Raw genomic sequence first — 17,801 nt, forward strand, 5'->3', positions numbered from 1 at the left:
AAAAGGGAGGCTTTCGCCTCCCTTTGCTTTTGTACGCGGATTGAATCAGCTGGACGAGAGTTTCAATCCGATGATGCCGGCGAGGATCAGTGTCACGCTTGCAACGCGGAAGAAGGTTGCAGCTTCGCCGAGAATGAAAATGCCCACCAGAAACGCACCCACCGCACCGATGCCGGTCCAGATCGCATAGGCTGTTCCAAGCGGCAGGCTGCGCATGGCGATGGAAAGCAGAATGAAACTGCCGATCATCGTCACGATGGTGATGGCGCTCGGTGTCAGAAGGGAAAAGCCTTCCGACTTTTTCATGAAATAGGCCCAGATGACCTCAAGAATTCCGGCCAGTCCCAGATAAATCCATGCCATTCTAATGCTCCCTCACAAGGGTTCTGAACGGGCCGTCCCGTTCGTTGAAGAAGCGGGAAGGCCGTCCTTCCCGCGAAGTCACTGCGCACGGCGCTCTAATCAGTGTGATGGATGCAGTGCATCATTGAGATACATGCAGGTCAGCATAGTAAATACGTAAGCCTGAATAACTGCCATCAGCAATTCGAGTGCGGTCAGCGCGACGGTCATTGCAAGCGGCAGCACAGCGGTTAACATGCCGAGCGTTCCGAGACTGCCAAGCCCGATAACAAACCCCGCAAAGACTTTCAGCGTGATGTGCCCTGCAAGCATGACGGCGAACAGACGAACCGAGTGACTGACCGGACGCGAGATATAGGACATGATCTCGATCGGCACGATGATCGGCGCCAGCACAGCCGGTACGCCCGCAGGCATGAACAGTCGGAAGAACCTGAACCCGTGTCGAACGAGACCGTAGATCGTGACCGTCAGGAAGACCAGCATCGCAAGCGCGAACGTTACGATGATGTGGCTTGTCACGGTGAAGGCATAGGGGAACATGCCGATCAGATTGGCAAACAGGATGAACAGAAACAACGAGAAGACGAGGGGGAAGAAAGCCATACCCTTTTCCCCGGCGTTCTCGCGCAATGTCTTCGACACGAATTCGTAGAGGATCTCGGCAGAGGACTGCCAGCGCCCTGGCACAACGGTACCCCTGCGGGACGACAGAAACATGAACGCAGCCGCGCCCAGCACCGTCAGCACCATGAAGAGTGCCGAATTGGTGAAAGCAACCGGCTGACCGCCGATTTCGCCAAGTTCAACGATGGGCTTGATTGCGAATTGTTCGATCGGCCCTGCCATAGGACACCCTCCTATGGGGCCGTCCCCGATGCGAACACTGGCGCGGGTCGTCCCGCGCGGCCCTGTAAATAGTGATTCTTGAACGGAGAGGCAAGAGGGCGTCGTCCATATCGCGCCAACAGAAACTTGATCGCGTATCCCATGGATCAGGGAGCTTTTTCGGGTATCCTGTCGTTCTTATCCATAGATTATGCCGGGAGATCGATTGATGACCATCTCAAGACGTAATTTCATTGTTACAGCATCTGCTGCCGGGGCCGGATTGGCTTTAACGCCTTTGGAGCTCAACAAGGCGGCAGCCGAAACAGGCAGTCCTAAAGTGCTAACCCCTTCACAGGTAGAAAATCCGGGCTTCCATCGCTTTCAGTTTGGTGATTTTGAGATCACCACGCTTTCCGATGGGCGCCGAGCCGGCGAAGCGCCCGAAAAGACATATGCGGTCGATCAGGACCCGAAAGTGGTTGCCGCACTTCTTGAGGAAAATCTTCTGCCCGCCGACCGCTTCGTCAACAGCTTCACGCCAGTGCTCATCAATACAGGCAAGGAGCTTGTTCTGTTTGACACCGGCATGGGAGCAGGTGCCCGCGGAGCGGGATTGGGCAAGCTGGCCAGTGCGCTTGAAGCTTCGGGCTACAAGACGGACGATGTGTCTCTGGTCGTATTGAGCCATTTCCACCCTGATCATATTGGTGGACTGATGGAAGACGGCAAGCCAGCCTTCGCCAATGCGCGCTACGCCACCGGACAGAAGGAATTCGACTTCTGGACCAATCCCGCGCGGCTCGACAGCCCCGCCAAGACAGTTGCCGAAATGGTGGCCAAAAATGTCAAGCCACTGGCCGAGAAGATGACGTTCCTGGGCGATGATAGCGAAGTCATTTCCGGTATTCATTCGGTGGCAGCTTATGGCCACACGCCGGGTCATCTGGCTTTCAGGGTCGAAACGGGCGGCAAATCGTTGATGTTGGTCTCGGATACGGCGAACCATTTCGTCATTACGTTGCAGCGGCCCGAATGGCACGTTTCCTTCGATATCGATAAGGATGCTGCCGTCCAGACCCGCAAACGCATGTTTGACATGATCGCCACCGACAGGCTCCCTTTCATCGGTTATCATATGCCGTTTCCGGCACTGGCCTATCTCAAGCGGGAAGGTGAGGGCTATCGCTACGTTGCGGAAACCTATCAGCTGCGTGAGAAATAGATCGAGGCAGTTTAGTACTAACGCCCACCGGCAACGTCGATGAATGTTCCGGTTACATAGGCGGGGGCGTCGTTGAGCAGCCAGAAAATGGCTTCCGCGACTTCCTCTGCCTTGCCGGCGCGTCCGACAGGTGTACCGGCGCCCAACCTCGCCGCGCGATCCGGATTGCCGCCACTGGCATGGATGTCGGTATCGATCAGGCCTGGACGCACGGCATTGACGCGAATGCCTTTCGGTGCGAGCTCTTTCGACAGGCCAGTGGTCAGCGTATCAAGTGCACCTTTCGCTCCGGCATAATCCACATATTCAAACGGCGATCCAAGTCGCGATGCCATCGATGACACGATGACTATGGCACTGTCTGGCTGCAAGCGCCGGGCTGCTTCGCGGGCGCATAGATAGGTGCCGTAAACATTCACGTCGAACATCATTTTCAGACGATCAGCACTCATATCCGCAAGCGGCATGGTCTGAGCAACGATACCGGCATTCAGGACGACGCCTTTCAGCGGACCAAGATCGGCCTCCGCCTTGTCGAACATGGCGATCACGTCTTGTTCTCTGGATATGTCGCCCTGGATCGCAAGCGTCTTCGCACCAAGCTTCGCTGCCTCAGTCACCGTTTGCTGCGCAGCCTGTTCGTTCCCCGCATAGTTCAGAGCCACAGACCAGCCTTGCGCTGCGCTGCGCAGAACGGTAGCGCGACCAATGCCGCGACTGCCACCAGTGATCAGGGCGTTCTTCATGCTCTCCTCCATGCAATCATGGCAGAGCTAATCCGATTTGCACGTTGTGTGCAAAGGAAAGATCGTATGAAAATAAAGGTTTGGGGAAGAAAAATGGTCGGAGCGGCGGGATTCGAACCCACGACCCCTTGACCCCCAGTCAAGTGCGCTACCGGGCTGCGCTACGCTCCGAGCCGGGGAAAGCCGTAGATTATAACGACTTGGCACGCAAGGGATAATTTCTCGAAACTGGCAAATTGCACATAACATTCGCGCATGGTTCTGAGCATCAGGATCGCGGTGCGAAAAGGATGATGCATGTGCCTGCGAAAGCCGTGCATGCGCCGACCACATCCCAGCGATCGGGGCGCGCTCCTTCGGCAAACCAGATCCACAAAATCGACGCGATGATATAGATGCCACCATAGGCTGCATAAGCGCGACCGGCCACGTTGCTTTCAATCAGGGTGAGCAGATAGGCGAACAATGCGAGGCACACCATGCCGGGTGCCAGCCAAAGCGGTGACTTGTCGAGCTTCAGCCATGCCCAGAAGGCGAAGCATCCGGCGATTTCAAAGAGGGCTGCTGCGGCGTATATCGCGAATTGCAAGTTTCTGCTCTCCTGAGCGTTCTCTGAGCTTCAGCGAAAGCTGATACTTGTATTCCAGCCCTGCGCAACCCCAGATGATCCCGAAGAGCAGATAAAAGTGGCGCCAGTGATCGGTGTCGATGACATTGCCGATCAGGACATGCCCGAGATAGGTTGCGTAAGCAACCAGAAGATAAGGCTGCCAGGGGCGATTGCGAAACAGAAGCTTGAAACCGATCCCGAGTGTCAGGAATGTCAGCGTCAGAAAGGCGATGAAGCCGATCCAGCCATAGTCAAGGACGGCCTTGAGCCAGACATTGTGTGTATCCTCACCGAACATCGGCCCGAACTCGAGCGGTCCGATGCCAAGCGGATGCTGTGTCGCAAGGATCATTCCAAGCCAGTGCCGCGCAAAACGCCCAAGCCTTGCACTGTCATAGCTCTGTTCGAGACGCGCGCGCTCACGGAAGAAATCGCCGACGCCGGGGATTTGCAGGATAATCAGGATCGCGAGAGTAATTGTTACAACTGCAAGCAGACCAATCACTATCAGGCGTAACCGAAAACGATTGCTGTTGCTTTGCAGGAAGAGCACGCCAAACAGAACGGCAAAGGAGAGGGGAACCATCGCCCAGGCCGCGCGCGAAAAGGATACCAGAACGCCGAGCGTCAGCAGGCAGCAGAAAGGCAGATAGACGGCCATATCGCGAAAGCCCCCGCGCATGATGCGGTAAAGCGTCCAGGTCAGCGGCAATATAAGGAAAGGTCCGTAGACATTGGGGTCCTGAAATGCGCCCTGCGCACGTCCGTAGCGCGTGAAGATTTCTGCGCCTGGAAAGAGGCTCAGATAACCGGCAATGCCAAGGACGGAAGAAAGCACGCCGACAAGAAGATAGGCGTTGAAGATGGTCTTCAGACGCCGTTGGTCACCTTCGATGACAGCGGCGAAGAATACCGATGTGAAAGCCAGAAACAGCGAGACGGCGATATAAAGCGGTGCTTTCTTGACGTCAGCCATCTGCATGACCGAAATCATGCCGCCGAAATTGAAGACAGCAAGCAGGGCGAGCAGCACAAGGCTTGTGCGGGTCAACCGCAGTCCGAACAATAGTGCCAGCGCAATCAGGCCGACCATATAGAGTTCATAAGGCGCAGGCTCGCTCATCACGAAGCCGAGCAGAAAAACGCCGAAGCCGATTGCGATATTGGCGATGAGGCGGTTGAGCGCGCGTTTGCGCGCCACATCTGCCGGCAGCATCAGGGCTGGACGCGAACTGCCGTCAAACCGTTGCGCCACGCTGGTCAATAGGCGTTTTCCGTATTGAGAAGTCGCATCGGTGTCAGGAACAGGATTTTCAGATCGAGCCAGAGCGACCAGTTTTCGATATAGTAAAGGTCGAACTCTGTGCGCATGCGGATCTTGTTCTCATTGTCGATTTCGCCGCGCCAGCCGTTGATCTGCGCCCAGCCGGTAACGCCCGGCTTCACGCGGTGACGCGCGAAATAGCCATCGACCACCTCATTATAGAGCACATTGTGCGAATGGGCGGCGACTGCATGCGGGCGCGGGCCGACGAGCGACAGGGAACCGGCGAGAACATTGAAGAACTGCGGCAGCTCATCGATCGAGGCTTTGCGAATGAAGCGTCCGACGCGGGTGACGCGAGGGTCGTTTTTGGTAACTGCCTGCTTGGCGGTAGGGTCACACATCTCTGTGTACATGGACCGGAACTTCCAGACATTGATAACTTCATTATTGAAGCCATGCCGCTTCTGTTTGAAGATCACAGGGCCCTTGCTGTCCAGCTTAATGGCAATCGCCGTGCCGATCATGATCGGCGACAGAAGAACGATGCCAACAATGCTGAAGGCAACGTCGAAGATGCGCTTGGCAACAGAATCCCAATCGTTGATGGGCTTGTCGAAAATATCCAGCATCGGCACCGCGCCGACATAGGAATAGGAGCGCGGGCGGAAGCGCAGGTGGTTGTTGAGCGCTGACAGCCGGATATCGACCGGGAGAACCCATAGCTTCTTGAGTAGTGCCAGCACGCGGGCTTCGGCGCTGATCGGCAGCGATACGATCAGCATGTCGATGTGGGCGATACGGGCAAATTCGATCAGTTCGTTGATATTGCCGAGCTTGGGATAGCCAGCAACGATGGGGGGAGAGCGCTTGTCGTCGCGGTCATCGAAGATGCCGCAGATACGGATATCGTTGTCAGGCTGCTGTTCGAGCGAGCGGATAAGCGCTTCTGCATTGGGGCCGCCGCCGACGATGACAGCGCGGCGCTCCATTGTGCCATTGCGTGCCCAGCGCTTGATTTTCCAGGCGACGAAGATACGGGCAATTAAAAGCAGGACGCAGGCGCTGAGCGCCCAATAAAGGAACCAGCCGCGCGAGAAATCGGACGAAGCTTTCAGCAGAAAACCGGCAATGGCAAGGGTGCCAAGCACGGCTGCCCAACTAATGAAAAGCCGCCGCAGATAGCGACCAGGACTACGCAATATATTGATCTGGTAACCGTCGTTGATTTCCATCAGCAGGACAAAAAGCGCACCGCCCACAACCATGATAAGGGGATAGTAGAAAACCAGATGTGTGCGGATGCCGACATAAAGCAGAAAACTCAGAATGCCGGAGCAAAACACAAGCCCGAACTCTACCATGCGCATGACGCCGCTCAGCATCAGCGGCGAAAACGTATCGTGCTGATATTGTTCAGCCATCTGGCGCGCCAGTGGGCTAAGCTTCACCGGGCCTTTCGGCTTGGAATCTTGTCCGGTCTCCTGCTTGCTGCTGGCTTCTATGGCTTTGCGGCCAAAAGGAGAAAGCGCATCATTATCTCGCACAACATTGCCCCTGATCGTAAAATGACAGCGTAGTAATTAGACCGAGAATCCTAAGCAGAATATAAATGTCGCGTGACAAGCTTTTGACTTAGGTAAACACTCAATTAAATACTCGGTTGAAAGCTGTTACTGTTAGTAACGGCTAAAATAGCATGATCTCCGTCCGTATTGATACAGCATTGGCCGCAGGAACCGATACGCCCAGTTGTCGCAAGCCAAGCCAGTACAAGGCTTGCCTTATCTCATTATATTGCCTAGGACGGTGATATGAAACCGTTGGAAGATAAAGCTGCGGGCGGCATTTTGCCGTCAAACTGTTCGGCACATGTTGCCGCCAACAGACCAGCTTTGTTTCCGCTCCTGATCGGCACCAGATCAGACGATGTCATGGGGTTGCTGCGCGCCTGACCGCACAGCGACCCAAAAAATCCTGATGACAGCAATTCACGCTGCGATCTTTCAAGGTCGCATTAACTGTTTGTTTTAAGGCGCTTTATCTAAACCGTTCTAGTGTTTTGGAGGGCGCTCTAGGGTTGATCATGACTATCTGGGCCGAACTGGCTAGAGCGGGCAATCATGCCGGCGATGAAATTTTGTTGCGAAAACGCGATCACATCTATGAAATCCGCTATAACGGCCTGGAATTGATGTCCAACGTCAATTTCCAGTCCGAGACCGTGCTGGCTGAAAGGTCGCTTCGCCTGCACGGACGGAAAGTGTCGCATATGCTTATTGGCGGACTTGGCATGGGCTTCACACTTCGGGCAGCACTCGATCTGCTTGGACCCGATGCCAGAGCCACGGTATGCGAGCTCGTCCCCGAGATCGTGGAGTGGAACCGGACCCATATCGGTCATCTGGCCAACCATCCATTGAACGATCCGCGTGTCGATGTTCGGGTCGCCGACGTGATGGATGTTCTTCGCGCAGAGCCTGGTCGATATGATGCCATATTGATGGACACGGATAATGGACCGGATTTTACCGTCCGCGATGCCAATGGCGCAATCTATGAAGATGACGGTCTGAGGCTGGTGAAAAGGGCACTGAAGCCTAATGGCATTGCTGCTTTCTGGTCGGCAACCATATCAGACCCATTCGAAGACAAGCTCGACATGCTGTCCTGGGAATGGCAACGCGAGGATATTTCGCTCATCGGCGGGCGTGCCGACGCATTCCACTATATCTATTTTGCGGCGCGTGGTGGGTTTCGGTCACAGTTCGAGCGGTCGGTATCTGCGTCCGAACCCTTCGCTGCGATGGTGGGCTGAGGGAAGTATCCGTCAGTCTTCCGGGATGGCTCGATCCGGATGTGCCTCGTAATAAATTGTCTCTATCGAGTGTGCCATGGATTGCTGGCTGAAGCGCTCGTGCAGCCGGGTCACATCCGGCATTGCGGCTCGAAACGTTGTGAGATCATCTGCAGCGTCCAGCATCCTGTTCGCAAGTGCCTCCTCCTCGGGCTCCACCAGCGCCGAGGAGCGAGGTCCGAACACCTCGGGAATGCCGCCAATATTGCTGGCGATGACAGGCTTTCCGGCGGCGAGCGTTTCCAGCACGATATAGGGAAATGCTTCGGCACGCGATGGAACCACCATTATTCGCCCCAAAGCAAAAGCTTCTCGCGCAGCCATTCCAGGCAGAAAGCGAATTTGTCCGGAAACTCCCAGTTCGTCGGTCAGGTTGATGAAATCGGGCTTTTCCGCACCATCTCCTACCATCGTTGCAGTGAAAATGCGCTGATGCTGGTCGCGCAGGCGCGCAAGGGCACGGATCAGGAGGTCTGGTCCCTTCAGTTCACGCATCGTGCCGACAAAGAGAAAATCGCTGGCATCGGGCGCATCGGCAACCGGGATGAACTCGTCCTCGGCCAGGCCGTTATAAACGACGGCGTGGAGGCCATAGGGCCGCCCTACCTTTTCTTCGTAGATACGCTTTTCGAAGTTGGAAACGAACATCACTGCATCGGTCATGGGAGCCAGCATTCTCTCAACCAGAAAGACAGCGCCGCCGCGGCGCGTCTTCCGGTCGAAATGCAGACTACCGCCATGCGGTGAATAGATACGGGCTACGCGAGACCTAAAAACCCGTAAGACTGAGCCGAACAAACGTGCATAGACGCCACCTTTGGCGCCATGTCCGTGCAATATGTCCGGCTGCAATTTCTTGATGATGCGATATGCTTTGTACGCTGCCGCTGCGTCGCCCAGTCCGACATGGCGCTGCATGGCAATGCGATGAAGGCCGAGCGTGAGCTTTGGCCGTAATTCTTCCAGAAGCGCGTCTTCGCGCGGGCCGCCTGTCGTGGCATCGCAGACGATGCCGACCGCGTGGCCTTTTTCCGCCTGCAGGCCCACGAGATCGCGAACATGACGGAAGAGCCCGCCGGTCGGTTCGCGGAAACAGTGGATGATACGCAGTGGGGAGGCATTGGTGTCATCAGCCATCAATCGCCATCAAAACAGACGTTCGCGCACATAGATCGTGTCGCCCGGCAGGATTGGATCGGAAATCAGCACGCGACCAGTCAGAACCTTGCCGTTGAACTGGCGCGTGATGTCGACATTCTCCTGATTGGCGCGTGGGCTGAAACCACCCGCAGCGGCAATTGCCTTTTGCGCGGTCATGCCCGGAACATAGGAATACTGGCCAGCGGCGCCGACTTCACCCATCACAAATATCGGGCGATAGCGGTCGATTTCCGCGCTGACGTCGGGGTCGCGCAGATAACCGCCACGCAACTTCGATGCGATGATGCCTTCGAGCTGCTTGGACGTCTTGCCGCGTGCCGGAATGCTGCCGACGAGCGGGAAGGCGATATAGCCAGCCTGATCGACGCTATAGGTATTCGTGAGGCTCGGCTGCTCGAACACCGTAATACGTACGCGATCACCAGCATCCAGCATGTAAGGCTGGTTCAGCGCCTCGTGGAACGCAGGCGGGGCAGGGCGATAGCTGGAGCATGCGGAAAGCGTCATGGCGGCAAGGCCTAGCGCCACGAGCAGAGCGTGGCCTTTGCGCTTGTTATGGATTGTCTTCGCCGTCATCTTCCGCCTCGGTTCTTCCGAAAAGCAATATTTCTTACGAACGCAATCGACGCGGTACTGACAGCGCGATTACGAATATCGGTTGCAAGCGTTATCGATTGATTAGGGTTAATGGCTGGTAAAGAAGACAGGGCTTGGCGCAAAAACTTTGTGTCTGACAATAGCTGGAAGCCTCTTCTGTTTAACCCTATGGTTACCTTGTTCCTTTACCTTCCGGCCAGATTCGGGGGTGCATTACCCCACGCGGGCGAGAGCGATCACGCGCGCAAGCGCACTCGCGAAGTCCATGGAGAATGGGGAATGGCAGAAGTCGATCCGTTATCAAGGGACGCAGATATTGATATCGGCGCGCTGTTCTCCAGCTTGCGCCGTCACTGGCTGTTCATTGTCGTTGGTGCGCTTCTCATGGCAGCAGCAGCATGGGCCATCTGCCTTCTTCTGACGCCGGACTACCGCGCTGAAGCGCGCATCATGATCGAGGCCCGCGAATCCATCTATACCCGCCCCAATGGCGAAACAGCAGCTGAGCGACCTGTCTTCGACGCCGAAGGCGTGAAGAGCCAGGTTGAAGTGTTCTCTTCCGGCGATCTTCTAAAAAAAGTTTCCGACGAACTCAAGCTGACCAGCAACGAAGCCTTCACGACAACGGAAGTGAAGCCGTGGACCCGCATTCTCATCATGCTCGGCATGCGGACCGATCCCGCACGGCTGACTCCGGAAGAGCGCGTTCTACTGAAACTTCGCAAGAACATGCAGGTTTTTGCCGTGACCGCCTCGCGCGTCATTGTGGTGCAATATAATTCGGCAAGTCCTGAGACGGCGAAGACCATCGCCAATGCGCTTGCCAATCAATACATCCTGTTTCAGCAGGCCGCGAAGCTGGAGTCGAATGACGATGCCACCGGCTGGCTCGCACCCGAAATTGACGACCTGCGCAACCGCGTCCGCGATGCGGAAAAGAAGGTTGCGGATTATCGTGCTTCGCGCGGGCTTTTGACCGGGCAGAGCAACAGTACGATTGCGACACAACAGCTCTCGGAAGTTTCGACCGAACTGACACGGGTCCGCACCAGCCGCGCTTCGGCAGAAGCAAAGGCGGAAAGCATTCGTAAATCGCTGGCCTCCGGTGCTCCCATCGATACGCTGCCGGATGTGGTTGCTTCCGGCATGATGCAGCGCCTTGCGGAAAGACGCATTCAGCTCAACGCCCAGATCGCCGACCTTTCGACGACACTTCTGGACGGTCATCCCCGCATCAAGGCACTACGCTCGCAGCTTGCCGATCTCGACCAGCAGATCAGGATTGAAGGCCGCAAGCTCGTTGCGAGTCTTGATAATGAAGTCTCAACGGCAAAGCTGCGTGAAGAAGAACTCAATCGTGAACTCAACCGCGTGAAGGCACAGGCGGCGCAAGCGGGCGATCAGGAAGTTGAGTTGCGCGCATTGGAACGCGAGGCGACGGCACAGCGCCAGCTTCTGGAAACCTATCTGACGCGCTATCGCGAAGCTGCGTCGCGCACCGACCGCAATTATGTGCCGGTTGATGCTCGGGTTTTCTCTTCCGCCGAAGCACCGGCAGTTCCCTATTATCCAATGATATTGCCGATTGTCGGTTCAACCTTTGCGGCTGGCCTGCTTTTGCTGTCGATTTTCGTTCTCTTGCGTGAATTGTTCAGCGGACGTGCGTTCATGACGACGGATGGTCAAAGGGTCGCGGCCGTCGAGGAAATCGAAATGCCGGTTATTGCTGCTGCCGCTGAAGCGGCTGCCGTGCCGCCGTCCAGAGCTGAACGCCGTGATGGCGTTTCCGAGGAAACAATTGTGGCGCGACGCCGTTCATGGACTATGCCGTTTGCAGCGAAGCCGCCGGTTTCCGAAACAAGGAAATCCGTGGAGGAGTTTCCCATGATAAAGCAAGGTGAGACCAAGCAAAGTGAAATCGGGCAGCGCGAGACGAAACCACGCAATCCAAATGGTGTGGAAGCTGTTGCCGATCTGCTGTCCGGCGGAAAGCTGAAACGTATTGTGGTCGTTTCTCCCGAGGGCGATAAGGCATCGGCAGGAGCGGTGCGTCTGCTGCGTGAATTCGCCGACCGTGGTAAACGTGCAATTCTTGTGGATATGACCGCGCAGGGAACTGTCGGGCTTGCCATGCTGGACGGTACGCATCTGCCCGGCATTACCGAGCTTCTGTCCGGCGAGCGCCGCTTCAATGAGGTCATCCACAGTGACCGGTTCTCGCAGGCTCATGTCGTTCCGCTGGGCGAGGCCGATCCTGAAACCGCCATGCGTTCTGCTGATCGCCTGCCGCTCATTCTGGATGCGCTGGAAACGGTCTATGATTTCGTTGTGGTGGAATGCGGTCCGTCATCTTCGGAGCAGATTCGACGCATTGCCGATGGACCTGCGTCCGTCGTGATGAGTATCGTCGATCCGGATGACAAGGGCGTTGCGCTGGCTGCTCTCGATCTCGATCAGGGTGGTTATGAAGACGTCGTCATTCTGATGGACGAAACCGTCTGATTGCCAAATACGATTCTGGAACAGCGTCTTAGACCTTGTTTCTGAATCAGATTGCTAAGCACCTCTACCTTCTTGCGAACCTGCTGCGCAGTGTCTTGGCAAGGCCCCAAAGACGCGGATTGCGCTTGAGACTTCCGGCAATGGCATTGCGGACTGATTGCAGCGCCGTGAAAAGCTTTCCTTTGGCGGAAAGCGGTACCAGCGTGTCATAGATCGTGAGCTCGATGTCGCACCATTCGCGCTTGTACGGCTCATCACCGATACCGAAACTGTAGATCGAACGGCCTTCGTCGCAACTGCGGCTGATATCCTCGAAGAAGAGAAATTCACCCGGACTGGCGGAAGTCAGTTCGTCTTCTGCGATCGCGGCGAACTCGACGGTAGGGCCTGCATCGCCAAACAGCTTTCCGATGATCGAACGCAGGGTTCCGCCAACTTCAAGAAAGCGCAGCTCATGCAGATTCCGCCCCTTCGCCAATCCTTCGCCGAAGAAAGCTTTGAAGAAATTGCGCACATTCTCATCGGCGAAAGGATCACGGATTCCCATCTTCCGGAAGCGCTGGGCCTTCATCGCAAAATAAAGATCGAGAACCGTGTTTGCTTCCGCTTGGTTCTGAGGCTCAGCAATTCTCCAGCCACCGCTTTCTTCGTAGCGACGACTGTGCTGGCGATGCTTTTTCAGCTTTCGCTTGCGATTGGCGCGATCAAGCACGGCATCGAAGCCACCACCAAGCGAGGCGGCGAGAACCGGATTTGGGTTGGGCGCTTTTCTAAGAGTGAGCAGCGGGTTGGTCACGCCTTGCAGTTCCGATAGCTGGCGTGTCAGTGACAGTGCGTCGATGTCGGGCCGTGCTTTGCGGATTTTCTCGATCAGTTGCCGGACCATCTCGGGTCCGAGGAGGCCGTCATATTCCTTTCGCAGCCACGGGAAATTGCAATTGGCGTGGCTCCCGCCGGGATAGCGCGCAATTTTCGCGCCGCTCTGGCTTACGACTTCCAGCGGCACGAGCAGGATTGGACCATCGCCGTCAAAGAGCCCGATGACGAAATTGTCGGCATTGACGATTGCGCGCCAACTATCGATCCATGCGAACGATTGTGGCGCACCGTGAATAGCCGCGGGATCGCTCCAGAGCCGGCTAATATCGCTGAAATCTGTAAGAATGTACGCTGCAACTTCACCCGCCATCGTCTGCAGCATCCTCAAATGGGATTAATGTTGCTTCTTGCGTGGCGGTTGCGCCATCCACCAGATGATGCCCATGGCTGGCAGAACCCACAGAATACCGGTCACGAAGAAATAGAGGAGATGCACCCAGGCGCTCGATTCAGCGAGATGCGCCACGGCGATGATGGTCGCGAACACCGCATAGATGATGACCAGCGAAACCAGCAAAAAAGTGCCGATCAGTTTCTTCAGCCGAACGGGCATGGTGCAGTTCTCCTTTTCCCGGCACATCACTAGCGCGTGAGAAGGGGTAGCGAAAGGGCAAAAACGCGGCGGCATGTCGCGTGGTGGCAACTTGTAACAGCTTCGCCTATGCGGCATGTATCCTTCGTGTCTGTTCCAAAAGTCGTCATGCCGGTCTGCAAATGGCTATTTTCTGCGTTCCGGTGCTCACGTACTTTAAGTACGCTCCGCTCCGGTACTTGAAAATCACCATTTTCGCCACAGCCTGACGCTTTTTGATCCAGACACCTCGGCTCAATATCGAAGGGTGAATGGCATGACGGCAGCAACGGTGCAGCGTGTAGGGCAGGGTTCCAGGTCATCGAAAGAGGACCACGACCGTCGCCTTGTGCGTTATTGGCTTTATGCGGTGTTCGTCGTGCTGATTGCCATCGTGATGGTCGGCGGGGCTACCCGCATGACGGGATCAGGTCTGTCGATCACCGAATGGAAGCCCATTCATGGTGTCATTCCGCCACTCAACCATGCCGAATGGCTGGAGGAGTTCGACAAGTATCGCCAGATTCCGCAATACCAGCAGATCAACAAGGGCATGTCCCTTGAAGCCTTTCAATCGATCTTCTGGTGGGAGTGGGCGCACCGTATGCTGGCGCGCTTTGTCGGTTTTCTGGTTGCTGTTCCGCTGGCTTTCTTCTGGGTGACAGGGCGTCTCAAGGGCGGACTCAAATACCGCATGCTGGGCCTGCTTGCACTCGGCGGCCTGCAAGGCGCTATCGGCTGGTGGATGGTCGCTTCCGGTCTCAGTGAGCTGACAAGCGTCAGCCAGTACCGTCTGGCGATCCATCTGACGACAGCCTGTATCATCATCACAGCGGTGTTCTATATTGCGCGCGGGCTTGTCACCTACAGTGAACGACCGGCAGAAAGGTCGATCCAGCGCTTTGCCGGATGGATCGTGTTCGCCGTACTAGTGCAGATTTATCTGGGCGGTCTCGTGGCGGGGCTTCATGCCGGTCTGACCTACAATACCTGGCCGCTGATGGATGGCGCTGTCATCCCGTCCGACCTGTTCATCCAGTCGCCATGGTGGCGCAACCTGTTCGAAAGCCCGAAGACGGTGCAGTTCGTGCACCGCATGTTCGCCTATACGGTTCTGGTTCTGACGGTCCTGCATTCCTTGCAGGTTTGGAAGCAGGTTCCGGGTACGACCCATGCGCGCCGCACTATCGTTCTCGTCGGACTGGTTCTCATACAGGCTGTCATCGGCATTGCCACGCTTCTGATGAGCGTTCCACTGCATCTGGGCCTGACGCACCAGTTCTTTGCGCTGATCGTGCTGGCCTTCGCGGTTGCGCACTGGCGTGCAACCAAAGGTGCCTATGAAGGATAAACCGTCTGGCGCAGGTGCCTGAGCGCGGAAGCGATCTTCAGTTCCCGCGCTTCGTCCGCGTCGTTGCCGTCTTCACGATGCCACGCGGCTGAGAGACAGCCATAGGCAAAGGCATAATCCAGAATGTAAGCCGGTTCGCGCCCGATGATCGGTGCGAAATGCTCTGCCATGTGCCGGGCGCGTTCAAGGTCGAGGCAGAGATCATCCCGGTCGAGCGGATTGTAGAAGATATTGGCCGCGTCGAACGCTGCGTCGCCGACAAGTCCGTGCGGGTCGATAGCGAGCCAGCCGCGCGGTCCCCTGATGATGTTCTCATGGTGAATATCGCCATGTAGCGGAATGGCCTCGTGCGGCGTTGCCAGCAGGTGTTTCGCGACCGCCGTGCCTTCCGCATAGATCGGACTTTCATTCGTCACGGCGAAGAGACCAGAAAAATGCCTGTCCAATGGTTGTAAGTCAGCCGGTATCGGGGCGGGAGAGGGCGTATACAGCGCGCTGAGAACTTCGCCGAATATCTGCAGACATTCGGCATCCTTGCCGCGTTTCAGGTGTTCATCAAGGTGATAGTCGCCCGCATGTTCGAGCAACATCGATGTATCATTGAGGCCGTATAATCGTGCCGCACCATGGCCGTCCTGCCAGTCGAGATAGTGCGCGCCGCGCAGCTCTTCCATTCCGGCCGGTTTCAACTGCTTGACGACAAAAACCTCGCCCGGATGATCGGTGCGTTCGACCTTCCAGACGAGGCTTGAATGCGTATCCGCCAGAGGCTCGAATGAGCCGATATTCCATTCGATGGGAAATACCGGCTTTAAGTCTTCGTTTTCAAGCATGTCTTTATCCCAAAACCGGTTCCCACTTTTGGGAGACATGCTTCAGACTTTGCCGAGCATGAGATTCATGTTCTGAACGGCTGCGCCCGATGCGCCCTTGCCGAGATTGTCGAGCAGCGCCACCAGATTGACCTCTCCATCGCCTTCAGTGCCGAAGACGAAAAGCTTCATACCGTCCTTGCCGGCAAGCTCTTCTGCATCGACACGCGCCAGACTGGTGCTTTCTTCAAGTGGCACGACTTCGACGATGTCCTGACCGGCATAATGCTCTGTCAGTGCGGCATGAACCTTTGCAAGCGACGGCGTTCCCTCTAGTCCGGTCAGGAACAGAGGGACCTGCACGATCATGCCCTGCGGGAAGCGTCCGACGCTGGGGCTGAAGATCGGGCGGCGATCCAGGCGACCGTGCAATTGCAGTTCCGGCACGTGCTTGTGCTTGAGCGGCAGGCCGTAAAGGAAATTGTTTGCAGCAAGATGCTCCGGATGGTTCTTGTCTTCCATCTGCGCGATCATCTGTTTGCCGCCGCCCGTATAGCCCGAAACGGCGTTGACGCTGACCGTATAGTCGGCAGGCAGCAGGCCCGCATCGCGCAGCGGGCGGACAAGCGCAATTGCACCCGTCGGATAGCAACCCGGATTGGCGACCAGGCGGGCGTCGGCGATACGTTCACGCTGGCCCTTGGCCAGTTCGGCGAAACCATAGGCCCAGTCCGGGTGCACGCGATGAGCAGTCGAAGTATCAATGATGCGGGTCGAGTTGTGGCCTTCGAGCAGGGAAACCGCTTCCTTGGAAGCATCATCCGGCAGGCACAGGATCGCAATAGCGGCTGCGCGCAGATAGTCGGCGCGCAAGTCCTTGTTGCGCCGCTCGGCTTCCGGAATGGAGATCACTTCAAGATCGTCGCGTTCGGCCAGACGGGTGCGGATCTGCAAGCCAGTGGTGCCGTGTTCGCCATCAATGAAGATTTTCGGTTTCATGCATTTTGCCTTTGAATTCAGAAAGTTACGACAATATTCGGAATCAGTTTTCGAGCTGCTTGAATCAATCTATGAACAAGCGGCTCATCGTCGTTCTTTCTTCTCAGCCAGAAGGCCCAGATAGTACATTGCGATCGTCGCTCCCGCGATTGCTGTTATATCGGCATGATCGTAAGCCGGTGCAACCTCGACCACATCCGCGCCCATAAAGTCAAGAGCCGTCAGCTTGCGCAGGACGGACAGCATCTTTGCAGACGACGGTCCACCTGCGACCGGTGTGCCGGTTCCCGGCGCAAAGGCCGGATCAAGACAGTCGATGTCGAAGGTCAGATAGGTCTTCCTGCCATCGGTGCGTTTCAGGATTTCATCGGCAATCGCCGCCGCCGAGATGTCTTCGACCTCATGGCCATAAATGATCTTGATGCCGCAATCTTCCGGCGCGTGCGTACGGATACCGATCTGGATCGAGTGATCTGGATCGATAATGCCGTCGCGCACCGCACGGGCTACGAAGGAGCCATGATCGATGCGCTTGCCATCGTCGAACCACGTATCCTGATGCGCGTCGAACTGAACGAGTGCCAGTGGACCATATTTCGCGGCATGGGCCTTGAGCAGCGGCCATGTGATGAAATGATCGCCGCCAAGCGTTAGCAGAAACGCATCCGATTTCAGGATTTTTGTCGCTTCGCGTTCAATAGTGGCAGGGGTCTTGGTGTGATTGCCATAGTCGAGCAGGCAGTCGCCATAGTCGATGACGGAGAGATTCTCGAAAAGGTCGCGCTCGAACGGGTATTGCGGATCATTGTCGAAGATCGCCGACGCCCGCCGGATCGCCTGCGGACCGAAACGTGCGCCGGGCCGGTTGGATACGGCTGCATCGAACGGAATACCCCAGACAACGGCGTCTGCGCCCTTCAGCGACTTCGTGTACATACGTCGCATGAACGACAATACACCGGCGTGGGTCGGGTCCGTTGCTGCGCTTGTCAGGCTGCGGGCAGTAATCGCGTGGTCGATAGTCTTTGAAGGCATG

General features: G+C 56.4%; 18 protein-coding genes and 1 tRNA gene. 5 read left to right on the forward strand and 14 right to left on the reverse strand.

All coding sequences use genetic code 11. The annotated features are described in order from the left end of the window. Positions 1-45: 45 nt before the first annotated feature. Together sugE and OHI65_RS13815 are read right to left on the reverse strand one after the other, a co-directional pair. On the reverse strand, positions 46-363 hold the full coding sequence (gene sugE / locus OHI65_RS13810; RefSeq protein ID WP_010661104.1) for a quaternary ammonium compound efflux SMR transporter SugE: 318 nt from the start codon (positions 361-363) through the stop codon (positions 46-48). 99 nt (positions 364-462) lie between these two features. Next, on the reverse strand, positions 463-1,212 hold the full coding sequence (locus OHI65_RS13815; protein ID WP_029925121.1) for a F0F1 ATP synthase subunit A: 750 nt from the start codon (positions 1,210-1,212) through the stop codon (positions 463-465). Between the two features lie 208 nt (positions 1,213-1,420). Here OHI65_RS13815 and OHI65_RS13820 point away from each other — a divergent pair, with 208 nt between their 5' ends. After that, on the forward strand, positions 1,421-2,416 hold the full coding sequence (locus tag OHI65_RS13820) for an MBL fold metallo-hydrolase (RefSeq protein WP_151689724.1): 996 nt from the start codon (positions 1,421-1,423) through the stop codon (positions 2,414-2,416). Between the two features lie 17 nt (positions 2,417-2,433). On the opposite strand, the gene OHI65_RS13825 is transcribed toward OHI65_RS13820, so the two are convergent. The 5 genes from OHI65_RS13825 to OHI65_RS13845 form a co-directional block, all read right to left on the reverse strand. After that, the gene (locus OHI65_RS13825; RefSeq protein ID WP_264359044.1) at positions 2,434-3,162 is read right to left on the reverse strand and encodes an SDR family oxidoreductase; all 729 of its coding nucleotides are present in this window, start codon (positions 3,160-3,162) and stop codon (positions 2,434-2,436) included. Between the two features lie 94 nt (positions 3,163-3,256). Continuing rightward, positions 3,257-3,333, reverse strand: a tRNA-Pro gene (locus OHI65_RS13830). Positions 3,334-3,430: 97 nt separating this feature from the next. Further along, on the reverse strand, positions 3,431-3,751 hold the full coding sequence (locus OHI65_RS13835; protein WP_006466505.1) for a YnfA family protein: 321 nt from the start codon (positions 3,749-3,751) through the stop codon (positions 3,431-3,433). Beyond that, positions 3,714-5,036: an O-antigen ligase family protein gene (locus tag OHI65_RS13840; RefSeq protein ID WP_264359045.1), complete on the reverse strand. Its 1,323-nt coding sequence runs from the start codon at positions 5,034-5,036 to the stop codon at positions 3,714-3,716. Before OHI65_RS13840 ends, OHI65_RS13835 begins: the two co-directional genes overlap by 38 nt. Beyond that, positions 5,033-6,583, reverse strand: coding sequence for an undecaprenyl-phosphate glucose phosphotransferase (locus OHI65_RS13845; RefSeq protein WP_010661109.1), 1,551 nt, complete (start codon positions 6,581-6,583; stop codon positions 5,033-5,035). The genes OHI65_RS13840 and OHI65_RS13845 overlap by 4 nt, the downstream gene beginning before the upstream one ends. Before the next feature lie 267 nt (positions 6,584-6,850). Here OHI65_RS13845 and OHI65_RS13850 point away from each other — a divergent pair, with 267 nt between their 5' ends. Both OHI65_RS13850 and OHI65_RS13855 read left to right on the forward strand, forming a co-directional pair. Continuing rightward, positions 6,851-6,991: a hypothetical protein gene (locus OHI65_RS13850; RefSeq protein ID WP_155243290.1), complete on the forward strand. Its 141-nt coding sequence runs from the start codon at positions 6,851-6,853 to the stop codon at positions 6,989-6,991. A 131-nt stretch (positions 6,992-7,122) separates the two neighbouring features. After that, on the forward strand, positions 7,123-7,854 hold the full coding sequence (locus OHI65_RS13855; protein ID WP_012092330.1) for a spermidine synthase: 732 nt from the start codon (positions 7,123-7,125) through the stop codon (positions 7,852-7,854). A gap of 12 nt (positions 7,855-7,866) precedes the next feature. Here OHI65_RS13855 and OHI65_RS13860 read toward each other — a convergent pair whose 3' ends face one another. Then, complete coding sequence (locus OHI65_RS13860) at positions 7,867-9,030, reverse strand: glycosyltransferase family 4 protein (protein ID WP_264359046.1); 1,164 nt, start codon at positions 9,028-9,030, stop codon at positions 7,867-7,869. A gap of 9 nt (positions 9,031-9,039) precedes the next feature. Next, the gene (locus OHI65_RS13865) at positions 9,040-9,630 is read right to left on the reverse strand and encodes a polysaccharide biosynthesis/export family protein (protein ID WP_012092328.1); all 591 of its coding nucleotides are present in this window, start codon (positions 9,628-9,630) and stop codon (positions 9,040-9,042) included. Positions 9,631-9,930: 300 nt separating this feature from the next. Here OHI65_RS13865 and OHI65_RS13870 point away from each other — a divergent pair, with 300 nt between their 5' ends. After that, the gene (locus tag OHI65_RS13870; protein ID WP_264359047.1) at positions 9,931-12,153 is read left to right on the forward strand and encodes a GumC family protein; all 2,223 of its coding nucleotides are present in this window, start codon (positions 9,931-9,933) and stop codon (positions 12,151-12,153) included. 64 nt (positions 12,154-12,217) lie between these two features. Here the strand turns inward: OHI65_RS13870 and OHI65_RS13875 are convergent, their stop codons facing one another. Further along, a complete protein-coding gene (locus OHI65_RS13875) occupies positions 12,218-13,342 on the reverse strand; it encodes a GNAT family N-acetyltransferase (RefSeq protein ID WP_264359048.1) in 1,125 nt (374 codons plus the stop codon). Between the two features lie 24 nt (positions 13,343-13,366). Next, positions 13,367-13,585, reverse strand: coding sequence for a DUF2842 domain-containing protein (locus tag OHI65_RS13880; RefSeq protein WP_010661115.1), 219 nt, complete (start codon positions 13,583-13,585; stop codon positions 13,367-13,369). Positions 13,586-13,880: 295 nt separating this feature from the next. Here OHI65_RS13880 and OHI65_RS13890 point away from each other — a divergent pair, with 295 nt between their 5' ends. Continuing rightward, entirely contained in the window at positions 13,881-14,954 is a 1,074-nt protein-coding gene (locus tag OHI65_RS13890) for a COX15/CtaA family protein (protein ID WP_264359049.1), read from the forward strand. Here the strand turns inward: OHI65_RS13890 and OHI65_RS13895 are convergent. From OHI65_RS13895 to speB, 3 genes are all read right to left on the reverse strand, one after another. After that, complete coding sequence (locus OHI65_RS13895; RefSeq protein ID WP_264359050.1) at positions 14,942-15,787, reverse strand: aminoglycoside phosphotransferase family protein; 846 nt, start codon at positions 15,785-15,787, stop codon at positions 14,942-14,944. The two genes, OHI65_RS13890 and OHI65_RS13895, sit on opposite strands and share 13 nt — an antisense overlap. Before the next feature lie 42 nt (positions 15,788-15,829). Continuing rightward, positions 15,830-16,765: an N-acetyl-gamma-glutamyl-phosphate reductase gene (gene argC, locus OHI65_RS13900; protein ID WP_264359051.1), complete on the reverse strand. Its 936-nt coding sequence runs from the start codon at positions 16,763-16,765 to the stop codon at positions 15,830-15,832. Between the two features lie 84 nt (positions 16,766-16,849). Further along, positions 16,850-17,800 carry an agmatinase gene (gene speB / locus OHI65_RS13905; protein ID WP_264359052.1) on the reverse strand — a complete coding sequence of 317 codons (951 nt, stop codon included), beginning with the start codon at positions 17,798-17,800 and terminating at the stop codon, positions 16,850-16,852. Between the last annotated feature and the right edge of the window lies 1 nt (position 17,801).

It is taken from the genome of Brucella sp. MAB-22, assembly GCF_025908475.1.
GTDB classification, from domain to species: Bacteria; Pseudomonadota; Alphaproteobacteria; order Rhizobiales; family Rhizobiaceae; genus Brucella; species Brucella anthropi.

Excerpts from the sequence above, each read along its gene's own strand:
- sugE (WP_010661104.1), bottom strand. The coding sequence starts at position 363 with ATGGCATGGATTTATCTGGGACTGGCCGGAATTCTTGAGGTCATCTGG.
- OHI65_RS13815 (WP_029925121.1), bottom strand. The coding sequence starts at position 1,212 with ATGGCAGGGCCGATCGAACAATTCGCAATCAAGCCCATCGTTGAACTT.
- OHI65_RS13820 (WP_151689724.1), top strand. The coding sequence starts at position 1,421 with ATGACCATCTCAAGACGTAATTTCATTGTTACAGCATCTGCTGCCGGG.
- OHI65_RS13825 (WP_264359044.1), bottom strand. The coding sequence starts at position 3,162 with ATGAAGAACGCCCTGATCACTGGTGGCAGTCGCGGCATTGGTCGCGCT.
- OHI65_RS13850 (WP_155243290.1), top strand. The coding sequence starts at position 6,851 with ATGAAACCGTTGGAAGATAAAGCTGCGGGCGGCATTTTGCCGTCAAAC.
- OHI65_RS13855 (WP_012092330.1), top strand. The coding sequence starts at position 7,123 with ATGACTATCTGGGCCGAACTGGCTAGAGCGGGCAATCATGCCGGCGAT.
- OHI65_RS13860 (WP_264359046.1), bottom strand. The coding sequence starts at position 9,030 with ATGGCTGATGACACCAATGCCTCCCCACTGCGTATCATCCACTGTTTC.
- OHI65_RS13865 (WP_012092328.1), bottom strand. The coding sequence starts at position 9,630 with ATGACGGCGAAGACAATCCATAACAAGCGCAAAGGCCACGCTCTGCTC.
- OHI65_RS13870 (WP_264359047.1), top strand. The coding sequence starts at position 9,931 with ATGGCAGAAGTCGATCCGTTATCAAGGGACGCAGATATTGATATCGGC.
- OHI65_RS13875 (WP_264359048.1), bottom strand. The coding sequence starts at position 13,342 with ATGGCGGGTGAAGTTGCAGCGTACATTCTTACAGATTTCAGCGATATT.
- OHI65_RS13880 (WP_010661115.1), bottom strand. The coding sequence starts at position 13,585 with ATGCCCGTTCGGCTGAAGAAACTGATCGGCACTTTTTTGCTGGTTTCG.
- OHI65_RS13890 (WP_264359049.1), top strand. The coding sequence starts at position 13,881 with ATGACGGCAGCAACGGTGCAGCGTGTAGGGCAGGGTTCCAGGTCATCG.
- OHI65_RS13895 (WP_264359050.1), bottom strand. The coding sequence starts at position 15,787 with ATGCTTGAAAACGAAGACTTAAAGCCGGTATTTCCCATCGAATGGAAT.
- argC (WP_264359051.1), bottom strand. The coding sequence starts at position 16,765 with ATGAAACCGAAAATCTTCATTGATGGCGAACACGGCACCACTGGCTTG.
- speB (WP_264359052.1), bottom strand. The coding sequence starts at position 17,800 with ATGCCTTCAAAGACTATCGACCACGCGATTACTGCCCGCAGCCTGACA.